General features: G+C 70.4%; 23 protein-coding genes, 1 pseudogene and 1 riboswitch. Of the genes and pseudogenes, 13 read left to right on the forward strand and 11 right to left on the reverse strand.

The window, feature by feature from the left end; all coding sequences use genetic code 11:
- Nucleotides 1–306 precede the first annotated feature (306 nt).
- Nucleotides 307–1941 carry an acyl-CoA dehydrogenase family protein gene (locus ACZ3H8_RS01590; protein ID WP_467396164.1) on the reverse strand — a complete coding sequence of 545 codons (1635 nt, stop codon included), beginning with the start codon at nt 1939–1941 and terminating at the stop codon, nt 307–309.
- Nucleotides 1942–1958: 17 nt separating this feature from the next.
- On the opposite strand from ACZ3H8_RS01590, the gene ACZ3H8_RS01595 reads away from it, so the two are divergent.
- Nucleotides 1959–3131: a YihY/virulence factor BrkB family protein gene (locus ACZ3H8_RS01595; protein ID WP_467396166.1), complete on the forward strand. Its 1173-nt coding sequence runs from the start codon at nt 1959–1961 to the stop codon at nt 3129–3131.
- A gap of 26 nt (nt 3132–3157) precedes the next feature.
- Here the strand turns inward: ACZ3H8_RS01595 and ACZ3H8_RS01600 are convergent, their stop codons facing one another.
- Complete coding sequence (locus ACZ3H8_RS01600; RefSeq protein ID WP_467397888.1) at nt 3158–4792, reverse strand: protein kinase domain-containing protein; 1635 nt, start codon at nt 4790–4792, stop codon at nt 3158–3160.
- On the opposite strand from ACZ3H8_RS01600, the pseudogene ACZ3H8_RS01605 reads away from it, so the two are divergent.
- Nucleotides 4691–4903, forward strand: a pseudogene (locus ACZ3H8_RS01605) (AraC family transcriptional regulator); the annotation flags it as partial. The gene ACZ3H8_RS01600 and the pseudogene ACZ3H8_RS01605 sit on opposite strands and share 102 nt — an antisense overlap.
- Here ACZ3H8_RS01605 and ACZ3H8_RS01610 read toward each other — a convergent pair.
- Nucleotides 4843–5238 (reverse strand): VOC family protein, encoded by a 396-nt coding sequence (locus ACZ3H8_RS01610; RefSeq protein WP_467396168.1) that lies wholly within the window; start codon nt 5236–5238, stop codon nt 4843–4845. The pseudogene ACZ3H8_RS01605 and the gene ACZ3H8_RS01610 sit on opposite strands and share 61 nt — an antisense overlap.
- A 143-nt stretch (nt 5239–5381) precedes the next feature.
- On the opposite strand from ACZ3H8_RS01610, the gene ACZ3H8_RS01615 reads away from it, so the two are divergent.
- The 3 genes from ACZ3H8_RS01615 to ACZ3H8_RS01625 all read left to right on the forward strand — a co-directional run bounded on the left by ACZ3H8_RS01615 (nt 5382) and on the right by ACZ3H8_RS01625 (nt 8326).
- Nucleotides 5382–6158: a response regulator transcription factor gene (locus ACZ3H8_RS01615; RefSeq protein ID WP_467396171.1), complete on the forward strand. Its 777-nt coding sequence runs from the start codon at nt 5382–5384 to the stop codon at nt 6156–6158.
- A 5-nt stretch (nt 6159–6163) separates the two neighbouring features.
- Nucleotides 6164–7285: a sensor histidine kinase gene (locus ACZ3H8_RS01620; protein ID WP_398981440.1), complete on the forward strand. Its 1122-nt coding sequence runs from the start codon at nt 6164–6166 to the stop codon at nt 7283–7285.
- A gap of 162 nt (nt 7286–7447) precedes the next feature.
- Entirely contained in the window at nt 7448–8326 is an 879-nt protein-coding gene (locus ACZ3H8_RS01625) for a substrate-binding domain-containing protein (protein WP_467396174.1), read from the forward strand.
- 164 nt (nt 8327–8490) lie between these two features.
- On the opposite strand, the gene ACZ3H8_RS01630 is transcribed toward ACZ3H8_RS01625, so the two are convergent.
- Nucleotides 8491–9261 (reverse strand): CbtA family protein, encoded by a 771-nt coding sequence (locus ACZ3H8_RS01630; protein WP_467396176.1) that lies wholly within the window; start codon nt 9259–9261, stop codon nt 8491–8493.
- Between the two features lie 28 nt (nt 9262–9289).
- Complete coding sequence (locus tag ACZ3H8_RS01635; protein ID WP_175263808.1) at nt 9290–9505, reverse strand: CbtB domain-containing protein; 216 nt, start codon at nt 9503–9505, stop codon at nt 9290–9292.
- Nucleotides 9506–9508: 3 nt separating this feature from the next.
- A riboswitch (adenosylcobalamin (AdoCbl) riboswitch) is annotated at nt 9509–9656 on the reverse strand.
- 110 nt (nt 9657–9766) lie between these two features.
- Here ACZ3H8_RS01635 and ACZ3H8_RS01640 point away from each other — a divergent pair.
- Nucleotides 9767–10345 carry a histidine phosphatase family protein gene (locus ACZ3H8_RS01640; protein ID WP_467396180.1) on the forward strand — a complete coding sequence of 193 codons (579 nt, stop codon included), beginning with the start codon at nt 9767–9769 and terminating at the stop codon, nt 10343–10345.
- 9 nt (nt 10346–10354) lie between these two features.
- On the opposite strand, the gene ACZ3H8_RS01645 is transcribed toward ACZ3H8_RS01640, so the two are convergent.
- Both ACZ3H8_RS01645 and ACZ3H8_RS01650 read right to left on the reverse strand, forming a co-directional pair.
- Complete coding sequence (locus ACZ3H8_RS01645; RefSeq protein WP_467396182.1) at nt 10355–13036, reverse strand: SpoIIE family protein phosphatase; 2682 nt, start codon at nt 13034–13036, stop codon at nt 10355–10357.
- A 140-nt stretch (nt 13037–13176) separates the two neighbouring features.
- Entirely contained in the window at nt 13177–14808 is a 1632-nt protein-coding gene (locus tag ACZ3H8_RS01650) for an FAD-dependent oxidoreductase (protein WP_467397891.1), read from the reverse strand.
- A 274-nt stretch (nt 14809–15082) separates the two neighbouring features.
- Here ACZ3H8_RS01650 and ACZ3H8_RS01655 point away from each other — a divergent pair, with 274 nt between their 5' ends.
- The 7 genes from ACZ3H8_RS01655 to ACZ3H8_RS01685 all read left to right on the forward strand — a co-directional run bounded on the left by ACZ3H8_RS01655 (nt 15083) and on the right by ACZ3H8_RS01685 (nt 20377).
- Nucleotides 15083–16204, forward strand: coding sequence for a SchA/CurD-like domain-containing protein (locus ACZ3H8_RS01655; RefSeq protein WP_467396184.1), 1122 nt, complete (start codon nt 15083–15085; stop codon nt 16202–16204).
- A gap of 66 nt (nt 16205–16270) precedes the next feature.
- Nucleotides 16271–16738, forward strand: a complete 468-nt coding sequence (locus tag ACZ3H8_RS01660; RefSeq protein WP_356229345.1) for a cupin domain-containing protein — start codon at nt 16271–16273, stop codon at nt 16736–16738.
- Entirely contained in the window at nt 16735–18003 is a 1269-nt protein-coding gene (locus ACZ3H8_RS01665) for a beta-ketoacyl-[acyl-carrier-protein] synthase family protein (protein WP_398981453.1), read from the forward strand. The genes ACZ3H8_RS01660 and ACZ3H8_RS01665 overlap by 4 nt, the downstream gene beginning before the upstream one ends.
- Nucleotides 18000–19250, forward strand: coding sequence for a ketosynthase chain-length factor (locus ACZ3H8_RS01670; RefSeq protein ID WP_467396188.1), 1251 nt, complete (start codon nt 18000–18002; stop codon nt 19248–19250). Before ACZ3H8_RS01665 ends, ACZ3H8_RS01670 begins: the two co-directional genes overlap by 4 nt.
- 15 nt (nt 19251–19265) lie before the next feature.
- The gene (locus tag ACZ3H8_RS01675; RefSeq protein ID WP_398981457.1) at nt 19266–19523 is read left to right on the forward strand and encodes an acyl carrier protein; all 258 of its coding nucleotides are present in this window, start codon (nt 19266–19268) and stop codon (nt 19521–19523) included.
- A 1-nt stretch (nt 19524) separates the two neighbouring features.
- Complete coding sequence (locus ACZ3H8_RS01680) at nt 19525–20004, forward strand: SRPBCC family protein (protein ID WP_467396190.1); 480 nt, start codon at nt 19525–19527, stop codon at nt 20002–20004.
- Between the two features lie 40 nt (nt 20005–20044).
- The gene (locus tag ACZ3H8_RS01685; RefSeq protein WP_307660448.1) at nt 20045–20377 is read left to right on the forward strand and encodes a TcmI family type II polyketide cyclase; all 333 of its coding nucleotides are present in this window, start codon (nt 20045–20047) and stop codon (nt 20375–20377) included.
- Between the two features lie 73 nt (nt 20378–20450).
- On the opposite strand, the gene ACZ3H8_RS01690 is transcribed toward ACZ3H8_RS01685, so the two are convergent.
- The 4 genes from ACZ3H8_RS01690 to ACZ3H8_RS01705 form a co-directional block, all read right to left on the reverse strand.
- Entirely contained in the window at nt 20451–21503 is a 1053-nt protein-coding gene (locus ACZ3H8_RS01690; protein WP_467396193.1) for a methyltransferase, read from the reverse strand.
- 35 nt (nt 21504–21538) lie between these two features.
- On the reverse strand, nt 21539–22603 hold the full coding sequence (locus ACZ3H8_RS01695; protein WP_467396195.1) for a right-handed parallel beta-helix repeat-containing protein: 1065 nt from the start codon (nt 22601–22603) through the stop codon (nt 21539–21541).
- A gap of 326 nt (nt 22604–22929) precedes the next feature.
- Nucleotides 22930–24168: a cytochrome P450 gene (locus ACZ3H8_RS01700; RefSeq protein WP_467396197.1), complete on the reverse strand. Its 1239-nt coding sequence runs from the start codon at nt 24166–24168 to the stop codon at nt 22930–22932.
- 54 nt (nt 24169–24222) lie between these two features.
- Entirely contained in the window at nt 24223–25590 is a 1368-nt protein-coding gene (locus tag ACZ3H8_RS01705; RefSeq protein ID WP_467396199.1) for an NAD(P)/FAD-dependent oxidoreductase, read from the reverse strand.
- Between the last annotated feature and the right edge of the window lie 9 nt (nt 25591–25599).

Consider the following 25599-nt stretch of genomic DNA (forward strand, 5'->3'; position numbering starts at 1 on the left):
GGGGTCCTCCTGGGCGAGGCCAGCGTCCGAGTGCGGGGGGCTGGCACAATCGTGCCCCTCCGGGGCGAGAGCCGTGGCGATACGGCGCACAAAGCTGCAACCTTTTGCAACCCTCGCGAACGGGCGTGCGTGTGCACGAGGCTGACGGAGCACCGGTTCGTTCCGGTGGTCCGTCATGCACCGCACCGCTTTGCTGTGGGCGCATGACGGAGCGCGGGGTGGTGCCGTGTCGGCGCAGCACCACCCCGACAATCTTCCCGACGCGGCGGACTGCGGGTCGCGGCGGCGCCGCTCCACCACCGGCTGTCAGACCACCGCTCGTGCCCGGTCCACGACCGACGCCAGATCCAGCGTGTGCGGCAGCGTGCCGAAAGCCGTGCCCCAGTCCCCGCCGAGCCGCGACGCGCAGAACGCGTCCGCCACCTCCGGCGGCGCCCAGCGCACCAGTAGCGACCCCTGAAGCACCAGCGCCATCCGCTCCACCAGCCGGCGCGCCCGTGCCTCGATGCCGTTCAGATCGGCCAGCTCGGTCAGCAGGTCCTTGATCGCCCCGTCCAGCCGGTGGTCCGCGCCCCGCGCCGTGCCGACCTCCTGCAGGAACGCGTTGAGCGCCTGCGGCTCCCGCTGGAGCGCCCGCAGGACGTCCAGGGCCTGTACGTTGCCCGAGCCCTCCCAGATCGAGTTGAGCGGCGACTCGCGCAGCAGCCGCGGCAGTCCCGACTCCTCGACGTAGCCATTGCCGCCCAGACACTCCAGCGCCTCGGCCACCGTCGGCGTACACCGCTTGGTCACCCAGTACTTGGCCGCCGGCACCGCCAGGCGCAAGAACGCCCGCTCCTCCTCCGTATCGGCGTCGTACGCCGCGGCGAGCCGCAGCGCCAGCGTCGTCGCCGCCTCCGACTCCAGTGCCAGATCGGCCAGTACGTTGCGCATCAGCGGCTTGTCGATCAGCAGCCCGCCGAACGCGCTGCGGTACGCGCTGTGGTGGATCGCCTGCGCCACCGACTGCCGCATCAGCGCGGCCGATCCGACGACGCAGTCGAGCCGGGTCGCCGCCACCATCTCGATGATCGTGCGCACCCCGCGCCCCTCGTCGCCGACCCGGCGCGCACACGTCCCGTCGAACTCGACCTCGCTCGACGCATTGGACTTGTTGCCCAGCTTGTCCTTGAGCCGCTGGATCCGGAACACGTTCCTCGTCCCGTCCTCCAGCACCCGAGGCACCAGGAAACAGGTCAAGCCCCCGGCCGCCTGGGCGAGTACCAGAAAACCGTCACTCATCGGAGCCGAGCAGAACCACTTGTGACCGGTGAGCACGTACTCCCCGTCACCGGCGATGGGCTCGGCACGCGTCGTATTTGCCCTGACGTCGCTGCCGCCCTGCTTCTCCGTCATCCCCATCCCGAACAGCGACCCCGCCTTCAGCGAGGCCGGCCGCAGCCCCTCCTCGTACACCTGCGAGGTCAGCCGCGGCTCCCACTCGGCCGCCAGCGCCGGGTCCGTACGCAGCGCGGGGACGGAGGCGTGCGTCATCGACAGCGGACAGCCGTTCCCGGCCTCGGCCTGCGTCCACACCAGGAACCCGGCCGCGCGCCGCACATGTCCGGCCGGCCTGCCCCAGGCGTTCGTCAGACCCGCGGAGACGCCGTGGCCCAGCAGCCGGTGCCAGGCGGGGTGGAACTCGACCTCGTCGATCCGGTTTCCGTACCGGTCGTGCGTCCGCAGCTTTGGCGGATTCTCGTTGGCCTGCACCCCCCATTCCTGGGCCTGCGCGGAGCCCGCGGTGGTGCCGAGCCCCGTGAGCTCATCCCGTGCCTCGTCGAGGAGTTCCGGCGCGACATGCCGCTCCACGCCCTCGGTGAGCGCCTGGTCGGAGGTGTAGACGTCGTACCCCACCAGGGGCGGAGCCTGGTTGGTCACTGTGTGGGTGGTAGCTGCCATGCCGATACGGTAAGGAGGTGCAGGCAGCAAATGAAACACCCGAGCGGCCATCGGGCCGACTCCACCGGGCCCGAGTCCTCTATCGCAACGTCTCCAAGCGCAAGATGGCATGGCTGCTGCTGAAAGACACGGTCAATTCGTGCATCGAATACCGCATCCTGGGCCTCGCCGCCGAGGCGGCGTTCTTCACGCTGCTGTCCCTGCCGCCGCTGATGCTCGGCCTGATCGGTCTCCTCGGCTATATCGACAACTGGACCAACACCACCACCGTCGCCTCGATCGAGGAGAACATCCTGGCCGCGGTCGGCACGGTGCTGTCCGACCGGGGTGTCAACGAGATCGCCAAGCCCCTGCTGGAGGACGTCACCCACGGCGGCCGTCCCGACATCATCTCGATCGGCTTCGCGATCGCCCTCTGGTCGGGATCCCGGGCGGTGAACGTCTTCATCGACACCATCACCGTGATGTACGGCCTCGACGGCCAGCGCGGCATCGTCGCCACCCGGCTGCTCGCCTTCCTGCTCTACATCGTGGCCCTGCTGATCGGCGCGGTGGTGCTGCCGCTGGCGGTCGTCGGCCCGGACCGGGTGGTGGAGTTCATCCCGTGGGGCACGGAAGTCGTCAGCGTCCTGTACTGGCCGGTGGTCAGCCTGCTCTCGATCGCGTTCCTGACCACGCTCTACCACGTGTCCGTTCCCGTCCGGTCCCCGTGGATCGAGGACGTCCCCGGAGCGCTGGTGGCGCTCGGAATGGGAGTGCTCGGCAGCTTCCTGCTCCGCATCTACCTCACCAGCACGGTCGAGGGCCCCACGATCTACGGCTCGCTCGCCGCCCCGATCGCCGTTCTGCTGTGGATCGGCCTCACAGCCTTCGCGGTCCTGGTGGGCGCGGCGGTCAATGCCGCGATCGACCGTGTCTGGCCGTCGGTGGCGACGGCCGCGGCCCGTGCGGCCAACGAACGTGTCCGCGCTGCCCACGCGGCCGAGGTCCTGGCCCGGGCGAAGGCGGACCACGTCTTCCCGGAAGAGGACGAGGACGACGCGGACAACGGGGACATGCCCTCGGAGTTCCCGGAGCGGTGGTCGCGGTTCCTGCCGCCGGACGATGTGAAGTCCCGGCTGCACACGACCCGGGAGCACCGTGAGAAGGAGCACCGCGACAACGGTCGTGACAAGGAGTCCAGGGAGTAGCGGTGCCGGGCGGAGAGGGCGAGGAGTCAGATCGAGCCCCTCGGGCCGTTGTCGTCATCGCTGCGACGCGGGAAGAGGCGCCGCAGCCAGGAAGCACGGCCCTCCTCCTGTGCCGGTTCGGCCGACTCCGACAGGGGGGCCCTGGCCCGCGGTGCCTTCGGCGTCTCCCTTCTCGTCTCCGCCGGCCACTCCGGCCGTCTCTGCGCGCGGCGGCTCCGGGACGAGGTCGACGGTCCCGTAGCGGCACCGCGGCCCACGTCGACGACCCTGAAGTGACCGGTGACCGACGCGCTCCGGCCGGAGACCCCGCCTACGGTCCGGACGAAGTCCTGCTGCAGATCCGGGTCCAGTTCGGCGTGGACCGCGTTGGACACACCGACGGTCACCACCAGCCCCGTACCGGGCCTCTCGAGCCCGAAGGGCAGCAGATCGGCCAGCTCGGCGCCCCACTGCATGACCAGGACGCGCATCAGTACGGGCGCCGGAGCGTCCGGCAGCAGCCGCACCATGCGCTGGGGCAGTGTCCGGGCAGCCCAGGTGACGACAGCGGAGGTGGCGGTCCCGCTCGGAATGGGCAGGCGGATCACATAGGACGGTTGCCCCAGGAGATGTCCCCGGTGCGGAGGGGGCACGGATTCGAAGAATCCGCTTGTCGCGGTGTGCAGCGCCGTGGCGAACGGCTCCAGCGGATGTACGTTCACGGGCGGGACGACTTCCAGCACGACCCACGCGGAGGCGTCGGGCGCGATGGCGCGCAGCAGATCGTCCCGGTCCCTGGTCAGCGATTCGCGCCGGTCCAGGAACCGCTGCCGCTCCGCCCGGGCCCAGCCGCCCGGCACGTTCGCGAGCGGCTCGTAGTCCCAGAGCGAGAGCGCCGCGTCGTAGTGGCGGATGGCCTTGGCAGGGGCGCCGGCGGCCTGCGCCTCCCGTGCGAGCTCCACATGGCGCTCCATGTCGAGCAGGTCGAGCTCGATGTCGTCGAGCGGCAGAACGAAGGCGTACTCCGCGGCGCGGACCGGGTGCCCGTGTTCCTGGAGCCGCCCGACCAGTCCGCGCAGATCTTCGCTCGCTCCCGGGGACAGCGTGCGCAGTTCGGTGACGGGCACCGGGCTGCCGCGGGCCAGCAGCAGCCGCGCCAGCACCACGCTCGGCTCGTACGGCACCTCCAGCACGGTCTCGCCGTCCTCGGCCATCGGCGAGCCGAGCACCCGGTAGCGGAGCCTCTGCGCCGGTAGCGAGGGGGAGGGGGAGGGGAGAGTCTCCGCCGTGAGAGCGCCCAGCCGGGCTGCGCCCACCTCTCGTTGCCGGGGATCCCTGTCGAGCAGTTCGAGGATCACCGAACGGAGCGCGGGGGACAGGGCCGCGAGCCGCGGTCTGTGCCTCTCGTGCGTAGCCTCCAGATGCCCTAGCAGTACGGTCTGAAGATCGTCCCCGGGTATCGCGTACGAGCCGGTGGCGAGTTCGTACAGCACACAGCCCAAGGAGTACAGATCGATCGGCCCGAGCCAGCTCCCGTGACTGGACGTGATGCGCTCGGGGGCGAGATAGCGGGGAGTGCCAAAACGCTGGCCCGGGTGCTGCGGTTGCAGCGTGCGCTGACGCTCGTACGGGAAGGTGTGCCGTACGCCGAAGCGGCACTCGCCGCGGGCTGCGCCGACCAGGCGCACCTCGCCCGCGAGATGCGCGATCTGGCCGGAATCACCCTGGGGGCTTATTCCGCGCTGGCGAACAGCGAGACGGCACAGACGTCGGGGTCCAGGACGAGCGCGTAACGCTGCCCCCAGAAGGCGTCCCAGGGCCCCAGGTGCCCCTGGTAGCCGGCCTCGATCAGCTCGGCGTACACCGAGTCCACCTCGGCGGGGCTGTCACAGAGAAAGGCGAGACCGAGACGCTCGCCGCCGCCGGTGGGCCGGGTCCACCCGGGGTCGAAGGAGCGGACGGTCTCCCCGGTGTCCCACAGCACGCGCAGCCCGCTCGGCAGCGTCGCCTCGGCGTGGGGCGCGGAGTCGGCTTCGGCGGGGATGTCCAGGCCGAGCCGGCGGTAGAAGGCGAGCGAGGCGGCCATGTCGGCGACGACGAGGCCGATCGCATCGAGTCGTGGAGTCATGACCTCACCGTAGGCAGGGCCCCGGCCTGCGGTCTTGAACGAATCGGACGTCTGCGGTTTCGCCGGACCCAGTTCTTCGGGCGTCATGGTTTCGTAAGGCGGCGCATGCCATGGACCGTGCTCGGTACGAGGACACTGGCGGTATGCACAACATTCTGGTCGTCGACGACGATCCGACCGTCGCCGAGGTCGTCACCGGCTATCTGGAGCGCGCGGGCTTCACCGTGGACCGGGCGGCCGACGGGCCCCAGGCGCTCCGGCTCGCCGCCGCCCGGCTGCCCGATCTGGTCGTCCTCGATCTGATGCTGCCGGGCATGGACGGCCTGGAGGTGTGCCGCAGGCTCCGGGCCGGCGCGCCCGCCGCCGTGCCGGTGATCATGCTGACCGCGCGCGGCGACGAGGACGACCGGATCCTGGGGCTCGAAGTAGGGGCGGACGACTACGTCACCAAGCCGTTCAGCCCGCGCGAGCTGGTGCTCCGGGTCGAGTCCGTACTGCGCCGGGGCGGTGCGGCGGGGGAGCGGCGGGCGGGGCCCGAACTGGCGGCCGCGGGCATCGTGCTGGACCCGGCGGCGCGGCGGGCCACCAAGGACGGGCGTGAACTGGGCCTGACCCTGCGGGAGTTCGACCTGCTCGCGCATCTGATGCGGCACCCGGGGGAGGCGATCGGCCGGGAGCGGCTGATGCAGGACGTGTGGGGCTGGGAGTTCGGCGATCTGTCCACCGTCACGGTTCATGTGCGGCGGCTGCGCGGCAAGATCGAGGACGATCCGGCCAGGCCGCGGCTGATCCAGACGGTGTGGGGCGTGGGCTACCGCTTCGACGTGCCGGAGGACGCCTCCCCGGGCGACGGCGTACCGCACGGTCACGTACCGCACGGCCAAGCACCGCACGGCCACGCACCACGAGAAGAGGCCTGATCACCGTGCGGGACATGCTCCTTATCGCGCTCTTCGCCTTCCTCGGGGCCGCGGCCGTCGGTCTCCTCGGCGCGCTGACCCTGCGTCTGCTGCGCCACCGGTCCGTCGCCGTCTCCCTCACCGTCGTCGCCGCCGTCGCGGTCACCGCCATGCTCGCCGGGACGCTCGCGGTCGCCCAGGCCATGTTCCTGTCCGCGCACGACCTCACCGTCGTCACCACGGTCGTCGCGATGGCGGCGGTCGTCTCGCTCGCCACCGCGCTGCTGCTCGGCCGCTGGGTCGTCGCACGCAGCCGTGAACTCGCCCTGGCAGCACGCTCGTTCGGTGACGGCGGCTCCTTCGCCGCCCCCGACGGGGCGTCCACCGCCGAACTGGCCGCACTCAGCCGCGAACTCGCCGCCACCAGCGACCGGCTCGCCGCCTCCCGCGAGCGCGAACGCGCCCTGGAGACCTCCCGCCGCGAGCTCGTCGCCTGGATCTCGCACGATCTGCGCACCCCGCTGGCCGGGCTGCGCGCGATGTCCGAAGCCCTGGAGGACGGCGTCGTCCAGGATCCCGAGCGCTACTTCCGCCAGATCCGCACCGAGGTCGACCGCCTCAACTCCATGGTCGGCGACCTCTTCGAGCTCTCCCGCATCCACGCGGGCACGCTGGCCCTCACACCCACCCGGATGTCGGTGTACGACCTGGTCGGCGAGGCGCTCGCCGGGGCGGACCCGCTCGCCCGCGAGTACGGCGTACGCCTCGTCGGCGACCGTGTCGAGCCGTTCCCGGTCGAGGTGGACGGCAAGGAGATGACCCGCGTCCTGGCGAACCTCCTGGTCAACGCGATCCGCCGGACCCCGGCCGACGGCACGGTCGCCGTCGCCGCCGAGCGCCGAGAGGAGTGGGTTGTGCTGTCCGTCACCGACGGCTGCGGCGGCATCCCGGAGGAGGACCTGCCCCGCGTCTTCGACACTGGCTGGCGCGGCACGCAGGCCCGTACGCCCCCGGCCGGCGCGGGTCTTGGCCTCGCCATCGTCCGCGGCATCGTCGAGGCGCACGCGGGCCACGCCGACGTACGCAATGTGACGGGCGGCTGCCGCTTCGAGGTGTCGCTGCCCGCCGCTGCGGCCCAAGGGCGTTGAGCCACAGGGGTCGTTGAGTCACAGGAGTCGTTGAAACATGAGGCGGTTGAAACGGCGACGGTCCGCATGAGTGACCGCCGAGCCCGCCGGGCAGTCAAACGTCGATGCCCTCGGGGGAGGCGTCGCGATCTGTAACCGGCAATAGGCAGGGGCGGGGACGGTATGGCGCGTAGGAAGGACTGGGAATTCCTGGACGACCGCGGCCGCCTGGCGGCAGCGGCAACCACACCGTCGAGGCCGGTCGCCTACATCCAGGCCGGGGCGACACTCTTCGACCATGGCATTCGCCCGGTGGGCATCTTCGGTTCCCACCACGACGGCGACACCGCAGACCCGGTCAAGGCCGGCTCCCTGCCCATCGGGGACATCGCCTACCTCGGGTCGGGATCACGCGTGGACGCGGACGCGGTCCTGCGGGTGGACCCCGACCTGGTGGTCGCCGTCACCTACGGCACCGATCAGGTGTACGGCCTGGATCCGGACACGGCGAAGTACATCGAGGAACGGGTCCCGGTGGTGGTCTTCGACGTGGGGCAGGGCCGCTCACTCGGTGACGTACGCGACCGGTTCACGGCGCTCGCCCGGTCGCTCGGAGCGGACGCCGACAGCTCGGGTGCGGTGGAACTCGCCCGTGCGGAAGGCCGGTTACGTACTCTCGCGGCCCAGGCCGCCGGGTTACGCGTACTGGCTCTGTCGCCCGCCACCCCGGACAGTGTCCACCTCGCCAGGCCCCGAGCCTGGGCGGACCTGCGGGCGCTGGCCGACTGCGGTGTCGGCCTGGTGGAGCCCGAGCGTGGACCGGGCGCCAGCTGGTCCACCGTCGACTGGACGGCGGCCGCGTCACTGCGGCCGGACATCGTGCTGAGGGACGTACGGGCCAATGCCCTGCCGGTCGACCGGCTCAGCGCGATCGAGGCGTGGCGGCCTGCGGCGGGCGGGGCGCGGCTGGTGCCGTGGAACCCCGAGATTCCGTGCAGCCACCTCGCGCACGCACGCTTCCTCGACGCTGTCGCGGACGCGGTGGAGGCGTCTGCGGGATAACTGGGGCTTCGCCCCAGACCCCGGTACGCCGTTCGGGCGTTGTCCTCAATCGGCCGGACGGGCTTGATTTCCGCCGGTCGGCCTGAAGATTCGGGCCGACCGGCGGGAAAACTCAGCCCCGCCGGCGATTGAGGCGCGGGGTCCGGGGCGGAGCCCCAGCTCGGTCAGTTCGCGGCGGCTGTCGCCCGCGATGCGCCCTTCCCGTCCACCACCGCGGTCCCCGGGGCGAGGAGCCGCTCGGCGAGGTACCCGAAGACCAGTCCGAAGCAGGTCCAGAGGGTGACCTGGATGGCGAGCGTGGCCAGCCGGAACTCCCAGACCACGGCTGCCGGGAAGCCCTTCGGCACCTCGTTGAACGAGGGCAGGAAGGCGAAGGCGAGACCGGCGGCGACGACGAACGCGGCCGCGGCGGCGACGGTCGCGTTCCAGTTGCCAAGACGGGGAGCCAGGCGTTTGCCGAGGATCACCGCGGCGACCGTGAGCAGGACGCTGAGCACGATCATCAGGAAGTACAGCGTTGTGCGCTGGCCGATCGTGTCGGGATCCCCGACGGCCGGTGGGTTCGGCGGGTACTTGAGGAACGGCACGACGTACACGCTCAGCAGCGCGCCGAGAGCGACCAGCAAGGCTGTGGCGCGCGGGCCGAACCGGCCGATGCGGCCGAGTGCGACGGCGAACGCGAGGGCGGCGATGCCGCCGATCGCGACGCCGAAGACCAGTACGCCGGTGGCGAGACCGCCCGTGGACTGCATGGCGCGGCTGACGAGTTCCTCGCCGCCGTCCCCGTGCGCATGGCTGTGGCTCTCTTCGAACGCGATGGCGGCGTCCACAGGGGACTCACCGAGCAGATACGCGACGACGAGAGCGCAGACACCGGCGACCAGGCCCGCGAGCATGCCGCGGCCGAGCAGGCCTCTGACAGATATGGAGTTCATGGTGTTTCCCCTGAGCTCTGAAGAAGTTCTAGTGGCAGGGGAATCCGAGCAGATGACGTCCGTCGTGGACCCACTCGTGGACGTTCTCGCCGGAGATGAGCGAGGTGGCGCCCTGCTCGGCGCCGACGAAGTAGAGCAGAACCAGCATCAGAACGCCGAAGAAGAGCGCCCAGGGGGCGATGGCCGTGAGCGAGATGGGGGTGATGGCCGGCGCGGCGGTGGCGGGCGCAGCAGACTGTGCCATGGCAGAACCTCCTGGGGGAACACGCGTCCCGATCGTGGTGCCTGAGACGAAGGTGCTGGGTCTGACTTCCCGCGGGGAACGGGTACACAGTGGCGCGACCGTGCCGGATTCTCACCGGGCTTCCGTCACACCGTCGTCAATGTCCACGAGACCGTACCGCTTGCGGGCCTGCACCGCTACGGCGCAGGGGCGCGTGACCGGGCGCCCGAACGCCCATGATGTGCTTGTTCCTTGGCCGCGAAGGGGAGGGGAGCGCACGGGATGACGGTACGGGTGATGTTGGTCTCACCTGCGACGAACGCGGCGCTGCGGGAGGCCCGCTTCGACGGCGACGCGCCGCTGGACGAGTCTGGAGCACGCCGCGCCCGCGCCGCCGCGGGTACGCTGCCGCGCGCCGACCGGCTCTTGAGCGGCCCGTCCGCGCGCTGCCGGGAGACAGCCGCCGAGCTGGGCCTGCGGGCGGAGCCCGCCGAGGCCCTCGGCGACTGGGACTTGGGCCGCTGGCGTGGGCGACGACTGGACGAAGTGAGCGCCGGCGAACCGGAGTCGGTGTCGGCGTGGCTCAGTGACCCGTCGTGCGCACCGCACGGCGGCGAGTCGCTACGGTCGCTGTGCACGCGGGTGGGCGCGTGGCTGGAGTCGCTCCCGCCCGACGCGGGCCGTGTCCTCGCGGTCGTCGACCCGGCGGTGACGCGGGCGGCGATCGTGCAGTCGCTGTCCCTGCCACCTGAGGCGTTCTGGCGCCTGGACGTCGCCCCCCTGACCCTGACGGAACTCACCGGACGCGGGGGCCGCTGGAACATGAAGTGCGGACGCCCGCTGGGCCCGGAGGCCGGCTGACACCCGCGCTCACTGCCCCTCGGTCGGCAGTGGCTGTTCCGTCCAGATGACCTTGCCGTCCGGGGTGTACCGCGTGCCCCAGCGTTCCGCGAACTGGGCGACCAGGAACAGCCCCCGGCCGCCCTCGTCGGTGGTCGCCGCCTGGCGCAGGTGCGGGGACGTGCTGCTGTGGTCCGAGACCTCGCAGATCAGGGAGCGGTCACGGATCAGCCGTACGCGGATCGGGCCCGAGGCGTACCGGATCGCGTTGGTGACCAGCTCGCTGAGGATCAGCTCCGTCGTGAAGGCCTCCTCCTCCAGACCCCACTCGGCCAGCTTGCGGGAGACGGCGGACCGCACCTCGCCCACGGCCGACGGGTCGGACGGCACCTCCCAGTCGGTCACCCGGCTGGAGTCCAGGACGCGCGTACGGCCGACGAGCAGCGCGATGTCGTCGCGCGGGCGTTCCGGCAGCAGCTCCTTCAGCACCGCCTCGCAGGTTTCCTCCGGGCTCCGGTCCGCGTGCTCCGCCAGCGTCTGGCGCAGCAGCGCCAGGCCGTCGTCGATGTCGCGGTCGCGGTCCTCCACGAGCCCGTCCGTGTACAGGACCAGGCGGCTGTCCTCGGGCAGCTGGAGGTCCAGGGTCTCGAAGGGCAGTCCGCCGAGCCCGAGCGGCGGGCCGCCGGGCACATCGGCGAAGACCGCGGTGCCGTCCGGGCGGACGATGACGGGCTGGAGATGGCCGGCCCGTGACATCGTGCAGTGTCCGGACACCGGGTTGTAGATCACGTAGATGCAGGTGGCTCCGGTGACCCCCTCGGTGCCGTCCGCGGTCTCGTCCTGGTCGATGCGGGCGACCAGCTCGTCGAGGTGCCACAGGAGCTCGTCGGGCGGCAGATCAAGGCTGGAGAAGTTGTGGACCGCGGTCCGCAGCCGGCCCATGGTCGCCGCGGCGTGCAGGCCGTGGCCCACGACGTCGCCCACCACAAGCGCCACCCGGGCGCCCGGCAGCGGGATGATGTCGAACCAGTCCCCGCCGACGCCGCCGAGCCCGCCGAGCCCTGCCTGCGCGGGCCGGTAGCGGTAGGCGACGTCGATGGCGTTCTGTTCGGGCAGGCCGCGCGGCAGCAGACTGCGCTGGAGGGTCACCGCCATGGTGTGCTCGCGGGTGTAGCGGCGGGCGTTGTCGATGCTGACCGCGGCCCTCGCGACCAGCTCCTCCGCGAGAGACAGGTCCTCCTCCTCGAACGGCTCGGGCTTCTCGGAGCGCCAGAACATCGCCACGCCCAGAATCACGCCGCGGGCGCGCATCGGCACCGCGATCATCGAGTGGATTCCGTGCTCGACGAGCTTCCTGGCCCGCACCGGATCCTGCTCCTGCCACCCGGCGTACGCGGCCAGATCGGCCTCCATGACCGCCTCGCCCCTGCGGATGCCGAAACCCAGCGGGGTGGACGGCACAAAGTGGATCAGCTTGCCCAGCGGGTAGAGCGCGGTGTCGTCCCGCCGTCCCCTGAAGGCCACACGGCGCATGTCGTGGTTGGTGCCCGCGGCAGTCGGCTCCTCGCCGCGCAGCACCTCCTCCACCAGGTCGACGGTGGCGTAGTCGGCGAACCGGGCCGCGGCGAACTCCGCCAGCTCCTCGCAGGTGCCTACCACGTCGAGGGTGGTGCCGATCTCCGTACCGGCGTCGTACAGCAGCTTCAGACGCCCCCGCGCCACATCCGCCTTCCCGGTCAGCGCTCGCAGCTCGGTGGTGTCGCGCAGGGTCGCGACGCTGCCGGGCGGGCCGCCGTCCTGGTCCGTCGGCCGCTGGTTCACGGCGAGCAGCCGGTCCCCGACCAGATGCACCTCGTCGGTGGCGGTCCGCCCGGAGGCGAGCAGCCTGGCGGTGAGCGGGTCAAGGCCGAGCTCGGTGACCGGGCGGCCTTCCACGTCCGACGGCAGATTGAGCAGCCTGCGCGCCTCGTCGTTGGCGAGCAGCAGCCGCCCGTCGCCGCCGACGATGAGCACGCCCTCGCGTACGGCATGCAGCACCGCGTCGTGATGCTCGTACATCCGGGTCATCTCGGCCGGGCCGAGGCCGTGGGTCTGGCGGCGCAGCCGTCGGGTCACCAGTGCCGTACCGCCGGTGGTGACGAGAAGCACCGCCCCGGTGGCCGCGAACAGCAGCGGGAACTGCTCCTCCACGACATTGCTGACATGCGCGATCGTGATCCCGGCGGACACCAGGCCGACGACCGAGCCATCACGTCCCTTGACCGGCACCACCGCCTGGACGAGCGGCCCGATCGTCCCGATGATCTTCTCGGTCGTGACGCCGCCGGCCAGCGCGGGCCCCAGATTGCCGACGAACTTCTTCCCGATCCGGTCGGTCAGCGGGTGGGTGTAGCGGATGCCGTCGGTGTTGGTGACGACGATGAAGTCGACGCCGGACCGCTTACGGGCCTCTTCGGCGCGCGGTTGGAGAACGGCCGTCGGATCGGGACTCTTCAGTGCCGCCTCGATGCCCGGCGAATTGGCGAAGGTCTCGGCGACAGCGACCGACCGGTTGCGGGCCTCGCGCTCGCTGTCGGACCTGGACTGCAGGACGAGCGCGACCATGGCGGCCGCGACGAGCAACACCACGATCGCCAATTGCAGGAGAAAGACCTGGCCTGCGACAGTTCGCATCCGTAGAACCGAGCGCGGGCGGCCGTAGCGTGCGGCCATATCCTAGTTCTACACCTCCCCCATACGCAGAGCTATCTGCGCACCGTAGAGCGCAAAGGCCGCACGCGCGACGCGTTCGCCACAGATTTAGTGTGGTCCGGCCCGCGGATCTGTGCCGGGGAGGGGTAGCGGGACGTCGGTCAGGCGCGACTCAGCAGCGTGCTCATAGCCGCGTGGAGCGTCGCCTCCGGATCCTGGACCGCGCCCGGCGAACGCCAGGCCACGAAGCCGTCCGGGCGTACCAGCAGCGCGCCCTCGGGCGTCGTGCCGTGCATTGCGGCCCAGTCGGCATCGCCCTCGGGGACCAGATCGGCGTCCGGACCCGCACCGACCGCGTACGCGTCCAGCTGCACGGACAGCCGCTCGGCGACCCTCCGCGCCGCTGCCTGCCACGCGGTGCCCGCCGCGCTGAGCAGCACGAACGACCGCTCGTAGAGGTCCAGAGTGGACACCCGCCCGGTCGGCCCGCCGACCCACATGTGCGGGGCCCGGGTGCCGGGTGCGCCCATCAGCTCCATCCGCTCCGGCACGATGGGCCGGTCCGGGGCGACGCCCAGGACCGCACCGTGCAGATAGCTGTAACCCATCGCCACCGAGAGGATCCCGCCCTTGCGCCCGCCGCCCGGGGTGACCGCGGGTGCGTAGCCGGGGTGGCTGTGTTCAGCCGAGCGGGACGAGGCGCGTTCGCTCGTCGCGCGCGCCACCGGGCGCCGCTCCGCGTCGTACGTCTCGAGCAGTCCGGGACCCGCCGATCCGTCCAGCACCAGCGCGAGCTTCCAGGCCAGGTTGTGGCCGTCCTGGATGCCGGTGTTGGAGCCGAACGCCCCGGTCGGGGACATCTCGTGGGCCGAGTCGCCGGCCAGGAAGACCCGGCCTGACGAGTAGCTTCCGGCGACCCGTTCCGCGGCGTGCCACGGCGCCTTGCCGGTGATCTTAACGTCCAGGCCCGGCGCACCGGTTGCCTTGCGGATGTGCTCGGCGCAGCGCTCGTCGGTGAAGTCCTCGAGTGCTTCGCCCTGCTCGGGGTGCCAGGGCGCGTGGAACACCCACAGTTCCCGGTTGTCCACCGGCAGCAGGGCCCCGTCCGCTTCGGGGTTGGTCAGATAGCAGACGATGAAGCGCCGGTCTCCCACCGCGTCCATGAGCTGCCGGGAGCGGAAGGCGATGCTCACGTTGTGGAACAGATCGCCGTTGCCGGTCTGGCCGATGCGCAGCTGTTCCCTGACGGGGCTGCGAGGCCCGTCGGCCGCGACGAGATAGTCGGCACGCACGGTGCTGTGCTCCCCGGTGTCCCGGTTCTTCAGGACCGCCATCACGCCCGTCGAGTCCTGCTCGAAGCTGAGCAGCTCGGTGGAGAACCGCACGTCGCCGCCTTGCGCGCGGGCCCGGTCCAGCAGCACGGGTTCGAGGTCGTTCTGGCTGCACAGGCACCATGTCGTCGGGCTGAAGCGGGCCAGCCCGCCGCCGGGGTCGATCTCCTTGAACAGCCACTCCTGGTCGTCGCCGGTCAGCGAGCCCGCCTGCAGGATGCCGTGGTTGTCCGCGAGGACCGACGCGGCCTGCCGGATGTCCGCCTCCACCTCGGCACCCCGGAACAGCTCCATCGTCCGCACGTTGTTGCCGCGCCCGCGCGGGTGCATCGAGGTGCCCGAGTGTTTTTCGACCAGCAGATGTCTGACGCCGTGGCGGCCCAGAAACAGCGACGTGGACAGGCCCACCAAGGAACCGCCCACGATCAGGACCGGTACGCGGTGGTCGACGTTCTCTTCCATATCTGCCATGAGTCGCTCCAGCTCCTGCCGCCCGGGGGGATGGAACTTTCATGCCCTGTGGGGCAACGGTTCCCTCGCCCATTCACCCGCTTGGTTCTCAGCTCTCGCGCCAGTCGAAGTACCGGACCACGATCAATTGCGGGAGCGCCACCCGAGCCAGGGAGGCGGACCGTCCGTATCCGCAGGGTGGTTGAAACCCGGGCGGATTCCACCGACGACGGACGAGGAGCGCCACGACACGTGGCGGCCGAGCTGTCGATAAGGAGTGTGAACGATGACAACCCTGTCGGAACGGATATCGCAGTCCGCCTTCGATGGCTCCAGGCTTCGAGTCGTGCTGCTGCTGGACCTCCAAGACGGCGCACAGAACCAGTTCCTCGAGGCGTACGAGCATCTGCGCAATCAGGTCGCATCGGTCCCTGGCCACATCAGCGACCAGCTGTGCCAGTCGATCGAGAACCCCTCGCAGTGGCTCATCACCAGCGAGTGGGAGGGCGCCCCGCCCTTCCTCGCCTGGGTGAACAGCGAGGAGCACGTGACGACGGTTCAGCCGCTGCACAACTGCGTACGGGACACCCGCTCGCTGCGCTTCAGCGTCCTGCGGGAGACCGGACAGGCCTTCACCGAGACACCCGCACAGCTCAAGGGCAGGCTCCAGGCCGCACCCCGGGTCGGCGACGGCGTCGTACGGCATGCCCTCACCTTCACGGTGAAGCCGGGCAGCGAGAAGGAAGTCGCGAAGATCCTGTCCGGGTACACCTCCCCGGCGGCCCGCGTCGACGAGAACACCCACCTGCGCCGCACCTCGCTCTTCATGCACGGCAACCGTGTCGTGCGGGCGATCGAGGTGCAGGGCGACCTCCTCGCCGGACTGCGCCATGTGGCCAGGCAGCCCGAGGTCAGGGCCGTGGAAGAAGCCATCAACCCGTATCTGGAACAGGACCGGGACCTTGAGGACCCCGACTCCGCCCGGATGTTCTTCACCCGGGCGGCTCTCCCGGCGGTCCACCATGTGGCGGGCGACGGGCGGAACCCCGCCGAGCTGAGCCGCCACGCGCTCTACTACCCGGCCAAGGAGGGCTGCGGAATGGCGCTGGCCCGGCTGCTCGCCAAGCAGGACGAGGCGGCGGCCGAGAACCCGGAGAGCCCCATCGCGAGCAGCACCATCTTCCAGCGCGACGACATCGTCGTCCGCCTGGTCGATGTGAGCGGCAAGCTCGATGCGCAGCCCGCCCTGGCGCTCGGCGTCAGCGGACCCCGCAAGGCAGCCACCCTCGCCCGGCTGCTCGCCGTCGGTGAGGTCGGCATGCCGACCACCAAGAAGGAGATGTCGCGATTCCTCGCGGACTCCCAAATGCACCTGATCACCGACCGGATCGCGTCGCCGGAATCCTGAACCGCGCGTCCGGCCATCACGGCCACCGGCCGAGCCGTCGGGGGCAAGCACCTGGAGGAACCATTCATGACCACGCACCGCCCACGCATCGTGGACCTCAGCGAAACCCAGCCCAACCGCAGGCGCGGAGGCGACCTGCGCGCCATGCTCACCCCGACCGCGGTGGGCGCCACCAGTGGATTCATGGGCCTTGCCATCGTGCAGCCCGGCGAACGAATCGGCGAGCACTACCACCCGTACTCCGAGGAGTTCGTGTACGTGGTGAACGGGCTTCTGGAGGTGGATCTGGATGGTGAGACGCACCCGATGCGGCCGGATCAGGGCCTCCTGATCCCCCTGAACGTGCGCCACCGGTTCCGTAACGTCGGGGACGTGGAAGCCCGCATGGTCTTCCACCTCGGCCCGCTCGCCCCGCGCCCGGAGCTCGGGCACGTCGACACGGAGGAGAACGAGCGGCCCGACGACACCGACACCGGACACCCCGGAAGCGCCGAGCAGGGCAGGCCGCCGGAACGGACTGGGGTCGTTTCGTGAGCCGGCGGGTGGCGGTCACCGGGGTCGGTATCGTCGCCCCCGGCGGAGTCGGCGCCCAGGCGTTCTGGGACCTGCTCGCGAACGGCCGTACGGCGACGCGCGGCATAACGCTCTTCAACCCGGAGGGCTTCCGCTCGCGCATCGCCGCCGAGGTCGACTTCGATCCCGGGGCCCACGGTCTCGACCGGGAGCAGGTGGCGCGCTCGGACCGGTACATCCAGTTCGCGCTGGTGGCCGCCGAGGAGGCGATACGCGACTCCGGCATCGATCCGGAGAAGAAGGACCCCTGGCGTATGGGGGTCTCGCTCGGCACGGCGGTGGGTGGAACCACCCGCCTGGAGCACGACTATGTCGCGGTCAGCGGCAAGGGCGAGCGCTGGGACGTGGACCACCGGCCGGCCGGACCGCATCTGCACCGCGCGTTCTCGCCGAGCTCCCTCGCCTCAGCGGTGGCCGAACAGGTCGGTGCCCACGGCCCGGTGCAGACCGTCTCGACGGGCTGCACCTCAGGGCTCGACGCGATCGGCTACGCCTGCCACGCCATCCAGGACGGCCGGCTCGACGTCTGCGTCGCGGGTGCGTCGGACTCACCGATCTCCCCGATCACGGTCGCGTGCTTCGACGCGATCAAGGCGACCTCGCCGAACAACGACGACCCGGCCCACGCATCCCGGCCGTTCGACGCCAACCGGGACGGGTTCGTCATGGGCGAGGGCGGCGCCGTACTGGTCCTGGAGGAACTGGAGCACGCCCGGGCTCGCGGCGCTCGGGTGTACTGCGAGATAGGCGGCTACGCCACCTTCGGCAACGCCTACCACATGACGGGACTGACCCCCGATGGACTGGAGATGGCCCAGGCGATCAACAGCGCCCTCGAGCACTCCCGTATCAACAGCACCGAGATCGACTACGTCAACGCGCACGGCTCGGGCACCAAACAGAACGACCGGCACGAGACGGCAGCGGTGAAACGCTCCCTGGGCGACCACGCCTACAAGACGCCCATGAGCTCGATCAAATCCATGGTGGGCCACTCACTGGGCGCCATCGGAGCGATCGAACTCGTGGCCTGCGTCCTCGCCATGGACCGGCAAGTAGTGCCGCCGACGGCGAACTACGAGACCCCCGACCCCGAATGCGACCTGGACTATGTGCCGCGCACCGCCCGCCCCCGGAAGCTGCGCAGCGTGCTCTCGGTCGGCAGCGGGTTCGGCGGATTCCAGTCAGCGGTCGTCCTGACCCGGCCAAGTGGGAGGGCGCGATGAGCTCCGGAGAAGCCCGGCAGACGGTCATCACAGGCATCGGCGTCATCGCCCCCAACGGGTTCGGCACCGAAGTCTTCTGGAAGTCGACCCAGGCGGGCACCAGCGTCCTCGACCGGGTCACCCGCGAGGGCTGCGAGCAACTGCCGCTCCGCGTGGCGGGGGAGGTGCGCGACTTCGACCCCGGTGCGCTGATCGAGGAGCGCTACCTCGTCCAGACCGACCGCTTCACGCACTTCGCGATGGCCGCGGCCGATCTCGCACTCGACGACGCCCGGCTCGGCCGCGCCGACTACGAAGGCTCACCCTTCGCCGTCGGTGTGGTGACCGCCGCCGGGTCCGGCGGCGGCGAATTCGGACAGCGTGAACTGCAGCGGCTGTGGGGACAGGGCTCCCGCTTCGTCGGCCCGTACCAGTCCATCGCCTGGTTCTACGCGGCCAGCACCGGCCAGATATCCATCCGCGCCGGCTTCAAGGGACCCTGCGGCGTCGTCGCCAGCGACGAAGCTGGTGGACTCGACGCGTTCGCGCACGCCGCAAGGGCGGTACGACGCGGCACCGACGCCGTCGTCGTCGGCGCCGCGGAAGCCCCGCTCGCGCCGTACTCGGTCGTCTGCCAGCTCGGGTACGAGGACCTGAGCACCTGTGAGGACCCGACGCGCGCCTACCGGCCCTTCACCTCCGACGCCTGTGGCTTCGTCCCCGCCGAAGGCGGAGCGATGCTCGTGGTCGAGGAGGCGGCGGCGGCCCGCCGCCGAGGCGCCCGGCCGCGCGCCCTGGTGGCAGGGCACGCGGCCACCTTCACCGGGCCTTCCCAGTGGGAGCAGTCCCGGGAGGGTCTGGCCCACGCGATCCGCGGTGCGCTGGCGGAGGCCCAGTGCGCGCCCGAGGACGTCGACGTGGTCTTCGCGGACGCGCTCGGCGTGCCGGAGGCCGACCGGGCCGAGGCGCTGGCGATCGCCGACGCGCTGGGCACACACGGCCGGCGCGTACCGGTCACGGCACCCAAGACCGGTACCGGACGGGCCTACTGCGGAGGCCCCGTGCTCGACACGGCCGCCGCGGTGCTGGCCATGGAGCACGGCCTCGTACCGCCCACGCCCAACGTCTTCGACGTGTGCCACGACCTCGACGTCGTCACGGGCAAGGCCCGCCCCGCGCAGCTGCGGACTGCGCTGGTGCTGAGCCGCGGGCTGATGGGCTCGAACGCGGCGCTGTTGCTGCGCAGGGCCACCGACACCCCCTCGTGAGAAGGAGAAGCCCCCATGTCCGATCGACTGACCATCGAAGAACTCGCCGCCCTGATGAAGAAGGGCGCCGGACTCACCGTCGACCCCGTCGACCTGGCGAGCCGGCCCGAGGCCCGCTTCGACGAGTTCGGCCTCGACTCGCTGGGCCTGCTCGGCATCGTCGGCGAGCTGGAGAACCGGCACGGTCGTCCGCTGCCCCCTGACGCGGACCGCTGCAAGACCCCCCAGGAGTTCGTGGACCTCGTCAACAACACCCTCATGACTGGAGCCTGAAGTGCCCGGACACACCGAGAACGAGATCACCGTCGCCGCCCCCCTGGACCTCGTCTGGGAGGTGACCAACGACATCGAGAACTGGCCCCAACTGTTCAGCGAGTACGCGTCGGTCGAGATCCTCTCCCGGGAGGGCAGCACCACGACCTTCCGCCTGACCATGCACCCCGACGACAACGGCACGGTCTGGAGCTGGGTCTCGGAGCGTACGACCGACCGCAAGGGCCGCAAGGTACGGGCCCGCCGCGTCGAGACCGGGCCCTTCCAGTTCATGGACATCCTCTGGGAGTACTCGGAGGTCCCGGGCGGCACGCGCATGCACTGGACGCAGGACTTCGCGATGAAGCCGGACGCCCCGGTCGACGACGACTGGATGACCGACAACATCAACCGCAACTCCCGCGTCCAGATGGAACTCATCCGGGACAAGATCGAGCAGCGCGACCGCGAGAGCCGCACCGCCTCGGTCACCGCCAACTGAACCCCGGGCAAGGGACCTGAGAGAGAAAGGGAGCTCCCCGATGCACCAAGCCCTGATCGTCGCCCGTATGGCGCCGGAGTCCGCCCCGGACATCGCCAGGCTGTTCGAGGCGTCCGACAACGGCGAACTGCCGCACCTCGTCGGGGTCGCGCGGCGCAGCCTGTTCCAGTTCGGCGATGTGTATCTGCACCTGATCGAATCCGAGCGGCCCCCCGGCCCCGAGATCGCGAAGGTGACGGACCATCCGGCGTTCCGGGACATCAGCGACCGGCTCACGGCCTTCGTCAGCCCGTACGACCCGGAGACCTGGCGCACCCCCAAGGACGCGATGGCCCGCCAGTTCTACCGGTGGGAGCGTGACGGAGCGGCCTGACACAACAATTGCCCCGGGCCCGGCTCTGTGCCGGGCCCGGGGCAATTGCGCCGTAGGAGTGTGCCGCGGGGAGTCACTCGGGCACGGCGCCCTCGAACGCATGGAGATACGCGTTCACCGGACGGATCTCGCCGACGAGCAGGCCCGCCTCCGTCATCCTGTCCACCAGGCTTGCCTTGGTGTGCTTCGCACCTCCGACATTGAGGAGCAGAAGCAGGTCCATCGCCGTCGTGAACCTCATCGAGGGAGTGTCGTCGACGAGATTCTCGATGACGACGACCCTGGCGCCCGGGCGGGCCACCGTGACGATGTTCCCCAGCGTCCTGAGTGTGCTCTCGTCGTCCCACTCCAGGATGTTCTTGACGATGTAGAGATCGGCCTCGACCGGGATGTCCTCCCGGCAGTCCCCGGGAACGATGCGCACCCGCTCCGCCAGTGAGCCGCCGGCCCGCAGCCGGGGGTCCGCCTTCGCCACCACGTCGGGCAGATCGAGCAGGGTGCCCCGGACGTCCGGATGCTTCTCGAGCAGACTCGCCAGCACATGCCCCTGGCCGCCCCCGATGTCCGCGACCACACGGATCCCGGTCAGGTCGAGGAGCTCCGCGACCTCCAGCGCGGACTGCACGCTGGAGGTGGTCATGGCCCGGTTGAAGACATGGGCCGACTCGTGCGCGTCCTGGTGCAGATACTCGAAGAACCCCTTGCCGTACAGCTCGTGGAAGATGCTCTTGCCCGAACGCACCGCGTCGTCGAGCCGCGGCCACGCGTCCCAGGTCCACGGCTCCGTGCACCACAGGGCGATGTACCGCAGGCTGTTGGGGGCGTCCTCGCGCAGCATGCAGGACATGTCCGTATGGGCGAACGTCCCGTCCTCGGTCTCGACGAAGACGCCGTAACAGGACAGGGCGCGCAGGAGCCGGCGCAGGGGCTGCGGTTCGGTGTTCAGCGCGGCCGCGAGTTCCTCCGCGGTCGCCGGCGCGTCACCGAGTGCGTCGGCCACACCCAGCCGGGCCGCCGCACGCACGGCAGCGGCGCATGCCGCTCCGAAGACGAGCTCCCGCATGCGCATGGCCGACTGGGGAGTGGACTCGAAGGTTGACGCTGGTCTGGGGGTAACGGTAGTCATACCGCCTCGATTCTCCGGGTGTCGGGGAACACCGGTCAGCACATCCCTGCGGGGGCGGATTCCCGGCACACATTGTTGAGGAATGTGTTGGCCGTTCCCCCGTCCTGGTTGACCAGGTCCGCCGTCTTGTTGCCCTGCACCTGGTTGTTCCGGATGACGTTGGCGGTGTTCTGGGCGCCCACGAAGCTCTTGAACAGCACGATTCCGCCGGAGAGCGGCGTGGAGCCCACGTTGTTCAGGATCTGGTTCGAGCGGACGACGGTCGCCTCGGAACCGGTGAGGACGATGCCGGAGCCCTGAATGGCGGGCAGGCGCGGGGTGGCGGCGCAGAACTTGTTGTTCTTGTAGATCATGTTGCCGCGTACGGTCATCGCGCCGGCCGCGGGCTTCGACTCGTCGCCCACGACGAACACGCCGGCGCAGTTCTCGGTCATGGCATTGCCGCGGACGGTGAGGTTACGGACCCGCCTGACGGTGACTCCGATCCGGTTCCCGATCAGCACGTTGTCCGCGACCACCGCACCCATGGTGTCGGTCGCCCCGCCCTCCTCCTCGACCGTGTTGGCGATGAAGATGCCGGCGTCTCCGTTGTCCCGGGCGACGTTGCCACGGAACACACCCCGGGTGGACTTCTGCTGAGCGATGCCCCAGATGCCGTTCTTCTCGGCGAGCACCCGCCTGACCGTCAGCCGGTCGGTGCCGGACGCCCAGATGGCGTTCTTCTTGAAGCCCGAGAGGGTGAGCGAGCGGATGCTGACCCCGTCGACGGTCTTGGCCGCCGTACCCATCACACAGATGCCGTTGCCGCTCTGTGCACAGGTGTTGGTGGCCGGCGTGGCAGCGGGTCCCGGCATGATGACCGTGCTCCTGCCGGACCCGCGCAGGGTCAAGTCCGCCTTGGTGATGAGCACGCTCTCGCGGTAGGTGCCGGGGTAGAGGAAAATCGTGTCTCCCGGCGCCGCGGCGTCGACCGCCGCCTGAATCGATTCGCCCGGATACACCGTGTGCCTGACCGGTCCGGTGGACGGTGCCGCCGCGCCCAGTCCGGTGACCATGATTACTGAGATGCATGCGAGGCATCTGATCTGTCGTTTCGTCATGAGGCGAAGCTATGGGCGATCATCCGCGCTCGCCACATGGAGTGAGCGGATGGATACCTACTGTGCGCGAATGGCCGCTCACGTCCCCCCGACTGGGCCAACTGCGCCTCGGCCCGGGCGGTGCTCAGGGGGGTGTGGGCCGAGCCCCGCCAACCGCTGAGGCGCGAATTGCCGCGGTGTGATCGTGGGCCGCGCGGTTCGGTGGGGCGCCGGGGTCGTCGTCGGACATCGCGACGGCGACCCCGCCGCCCACTCGGGCGGCGGGGTCGCACAGGAGACGATGAAGGAGGCTCCGCGATAACAGCTATTCGCCCCACGGAGCTTCGCTAGGCACGGAAGCCGTCGAACGCGATGTTCAGGTGGCGGGGTCCGCGCAGGACGGCGTTCTGGCGGTAGGGGGGTGGGTCCTCCAGCAGGCGGGGGTTGTCGAGCCTGCGGGCGAGCTCGGTCAGGGCGAGTTGTGCCTCCAGGCGGGCGAGGGGCGCGCCGAAGCAGTTGTGGATACCGCTGCCGAAGCCGAGGTGCTGGTTGTCCTTCCGGTCGGGGTCGAACCGGTCGGGGTCGAGAAACCGTTGCGGGTCCCGGTTGCCGGAGGCCAGGACGAGCCAGACGGAGGCGCCCTTGGGGATGGTGGTGCCGGCGATGTCGATGTCCGCGAGGGTGGTGCGCTGTGGAAGCAGCTGCACGGGGGGCTCGAAGCGCAGGAGTTCTTCCACGAGCGGTACGGCCAGGCGGGGTTCGTCCCGCAGCCGCTTGAGAACGTCCGGGTTGCGCAGCAGGGTGAGCATGCCGTTGGTGATGAGGTTGACCGTGGTCTCGTGGCCGGCGATCAGGAGCAGGGCAGCAGTGCTGAGCACCTCCAACGGGGTCATCTGCCCGTCCGGGCCATGGTCGGTGACCAGCGCGGAGAGCATGTCGTCGCCGGGTGCGCCGCGACGTTCGTCGATGAGCCCCGACAGGTACATGCCCAGTTCGGTGCGGGCTTGCTGGGTGACGCGGAGCCGCTCGCCGGGGTCCTGGTCCGGGTCCGGGTCGAGGCTGGCGGCGATGGTGTCGGCCCAGGAGTGGAAGCGTGCCTCGTCCTCGCGTGGAATCCCGAGCAGTCGGCAGATCACGGTCACGGGGAAGGGGTAGGAGAAGTTGTCGACGAGGTCGACCTGGTCCCGGTCTCCGAAGCCGTCGATGAGGTCGGAAACGATCCGGGCGAGTTCGCCGTGCATGTTGTGGACGCGCCGGGGTGTGTGCGGCGGTCCGAACGGGCGCATCGTCATACGGCGCAACCGGTCGTGCTCCGGAGGGTCGAGCTTCAGGAAGGCGGGCGGCAGAGCCGTTGTCTCCTCTTCCTGCTGGGGGAGTGCGCCGGCGGCCTGGGGGGAGAGGTTACGGGCGTCCGAGCTGATCCGCGGATCGTGCAGCAGGCTCTTGATCTCCCAGTAGGTACTGACGACGAACAGAGCGTCTCCCTGCTGGGACACCGGCGTCTTGCGGAGCTCGGCGTACAGGGGATAGGGGTCGGCACGGTTGGCGTGGTCGGTGATCTGCCGCAGGAGCATGCCTTGCGTCATGGTGGCGTCCTTGTGGGCGTTGGACAGCGGGCTTCCGGGTTCCCCGTGCCGCGGTCAGGCTCGGGCAGGGGTGAAGGTGATCCGCCGGTCGGTCGGCGAGTAGCCGCTGAGGGTGACAGACGGCCCGTGGGTGGGCAGTGAGGGGTCGGGGAAGTCGGCCGGGACCGGCCGTAGACCTTCGGGACGGCGGTCCACCGTGGGGAATGCCGGCGGGAACGGCGCAGCCGCTTCGATCTGCTGCTGGTAGAACTCCAGCCACTTCGTCTGGTCGAAGGTGACGGCGGCGATGACGCGGCCCTGGTATCCGTACACGCCGGTGAAGCGGCGCTCGGCGAGTGACCCTTGGGCGATGAGGACCTCCTCGCCCAGGGACGGGACGCCGACCGACTTGATGCTGACCCCGAATTGGGAGGACCAGAAGGCCGGCACCCACAGGTGCGGACGGCGGTCCGAACTGGCACTGATCATGTTGTGCGCCGCGATCTCGGCCTGTGCGACGGCATTGCCCCAGTGTTCGAGGGACAGGAACTGGTACCCGAAGAGCGCGTGCGGGGATCGTGCCACGTCGCCGGCGACGAAGATGTCGTCGGTCACGATGCCCCGGACGTCAAAGGCGCGGCATCCGGCGTCGCAGGCGATTCCGCGCGGACCGGCGCCGAGTCCGGAATCCGCCAGCCACGCGGTGTTGCGCGTCGCGCCGAGCGAGACCACCGCGATATCCGCGTCGATGGTGGTGCCGTCGGACAGGTGGGCGCTCCGCAGGCGTCCTGCCGAGTCGCCCTCCAACCCCGTGACCATGATTCCGCAGCGCAGGTCCACGCCGTGTTCGCGTTGCAGCTCTGCGGCCGCCTGGCCGACGACGCCGCCGAGCGCGCCCACGAGAGGCGCGGCTGCGCGTTCGACGACAGTGACCGGCAGCCCGCGCTCGCGGCAGGCGGATGCGATCTCCGAGCCGGTGAAGCCGGCGCCGATGACGAGCACCCGGCGCGGCGCGGCCATCAGCCGCCGGTGCAGACCGGCCGCGTCGTCGCGCGTACGCAGTACGAAGACCCCCTCCAGGTCGGCTTCTGCCTCATGCGGCCATGGCCGGGCATGAACGCCGGTCGCGATCAGCAGCCGGTCGTACTCCACCTCGTCGCCGTCGGCCAGGCGCACCCGTTTGGCCGCCATGTCCAGCCCGGTTGCGGCGACACCGAGCCGCCAGTTTGCGTCGATCGCCATACGCCGGGGCAGTGCGGTGCGATCGGCGGTCGCCTTGCCCAGCAGGACCTGCTTGGAGAGCGGCGGCCGGTCGTACGGTTCGTGGGGCTCGTCGCCGATCAGCGTCAGTGAACCGGTGAAGCCCTCCTCCCGTAGGGTCTCCGCGGCCCGGAGGCCGGCGAGGGAGGCGCCCACGATCACGATCCGCCCCTCGCGCCTCATCCATTCCAA

Source organism: Streptomyces sp. NPDC002868 (genome assembly GCF_055563295.1).

Coding starts and splice junctions, on each gene's coding strand:
- ACZ3H8_RS01590 (WP_467396164.1), bottom strand. CDS start 1,941: ATGGCAGCTACCACCCACACAGTGACCAACCAGGCTCCGCCCCTGGTG.
- ACZ3H8_RS01610 (WP_467396168.1), bottom strand. CDS start 5,238: ATGACTCCACGACTCGATGCGATCGGCCTCGTCGTCGCCGACATGGCC.
- ACZ3H8_RS01615 (WP_467396171.1), top strand. CDS start 5,382: ATGCACAACATTCTGGTCGTCGACGACGATCCGACCGTCGCCGAGGTC.
- ACZ3H8_RS01625 (WP_467396174.1), top strand. CDS start 7,448: ATGGCGCGTAGGAAGGACTGGGAATTCCTGGACGACCGCGGCCGCCTG.
- ACZ3H8_RS01630 (WP_467396176.1), bottom strand. CDS start 9,261: ATGAACTCCATATCTGTCAGAGGCCTGCTCGGCCGCGGCATGCTCGCG.
- ACZ3H8_RS01635 (WP_175263808.1), bottom strand. CDS start 9,505: ATGGCACAGTCTGCTGCGCCCGCCACCGCCGCGCCGGCCATCACCCCC.
- ACZ3H8_RS01640 (WP_467396180.1), top strand. CDS start 9,767: ATGACGGTACGGGTGATGTTGGTCTCACCTGCGACGAACGCGGCGCTG.
- ACZ3H8_RS01645 (WP_467396182.1), bottom strand. CDS start 13,036: ATGGCCGCACGCTACGGCCGCCCGCGCTCGGTTCTACGGATGCGAACT.
- ACZ3H8_RS01650 (WP_467397891.1), bottom strand. CDS start 14,808: ATGGAAGAGAACGTCGACCACCGCGTACCGGTCCTGATCGTGGGCGGT.
- ACZ3H8_RS01655 (WP_467396184.1), top strand. CDS start 15,083: ATGACAACCCTGTCGGAACGGATATCGCAGTCCGCCTTCGATGGCTCC.
- ACZ3H8_RS01660 (WP_356229345.1), top strand. CDS start 16,271: ATGACCACGCACCGCCCACGCATCGTGGACCTCAGCGAAACCCAGCCC.
- ACZ3H8_RS01670 (WP_467396188.1), top strand. CDS start 18,000: ATGAGCTCCGGAGAAGCCCGGCAGACGGTCATCACAGGCATCGGCGTC.
- ACZ3H8_RS01675 (WP_398981457.1), top strand. CDS start 19,266: ATGTCCGATCGACTGACCATCGAAGAACTCGCCGCCCTGATGAAGAAG.
- ACZ3H8_RS01685 (WP_307660448.1), top strand. CDS start 20,045: ATGCACCAAGCCCTGATCGTCGCCCGTATGGCGCCGGAGTCCGCCCCG.
- ACZ3H8_RS01690 (WP_467396193.1), bottom strand. CDS start 21,503: ATGACTACCGTTACCCCCAGACCAGCGTCAACCTTCGAGTCCACTCCC.
- ACZ3H8_RS01695 (WP_467396195.1), bottom strand. CDS start 22,603: ATGACGAAACGACAGATCAGATGCCTCGCATGCATCTCAGTAATCATG.
- ACZ3H8_RS01700 (WP_467396197.1), bottom strand. CDS start 24,168: ATGACGCAAGGCATGCTCCTGCGGCAGATCACCGACCACGCCAACCGT.
- ACZ3H8_RS01705 (WP_467396199.1), bottom strand. CDS start 25,590: ATGAGGCGCGAGGGGCGGATCGTGATCGTGGGCGCCTCCCTCGCCGGC.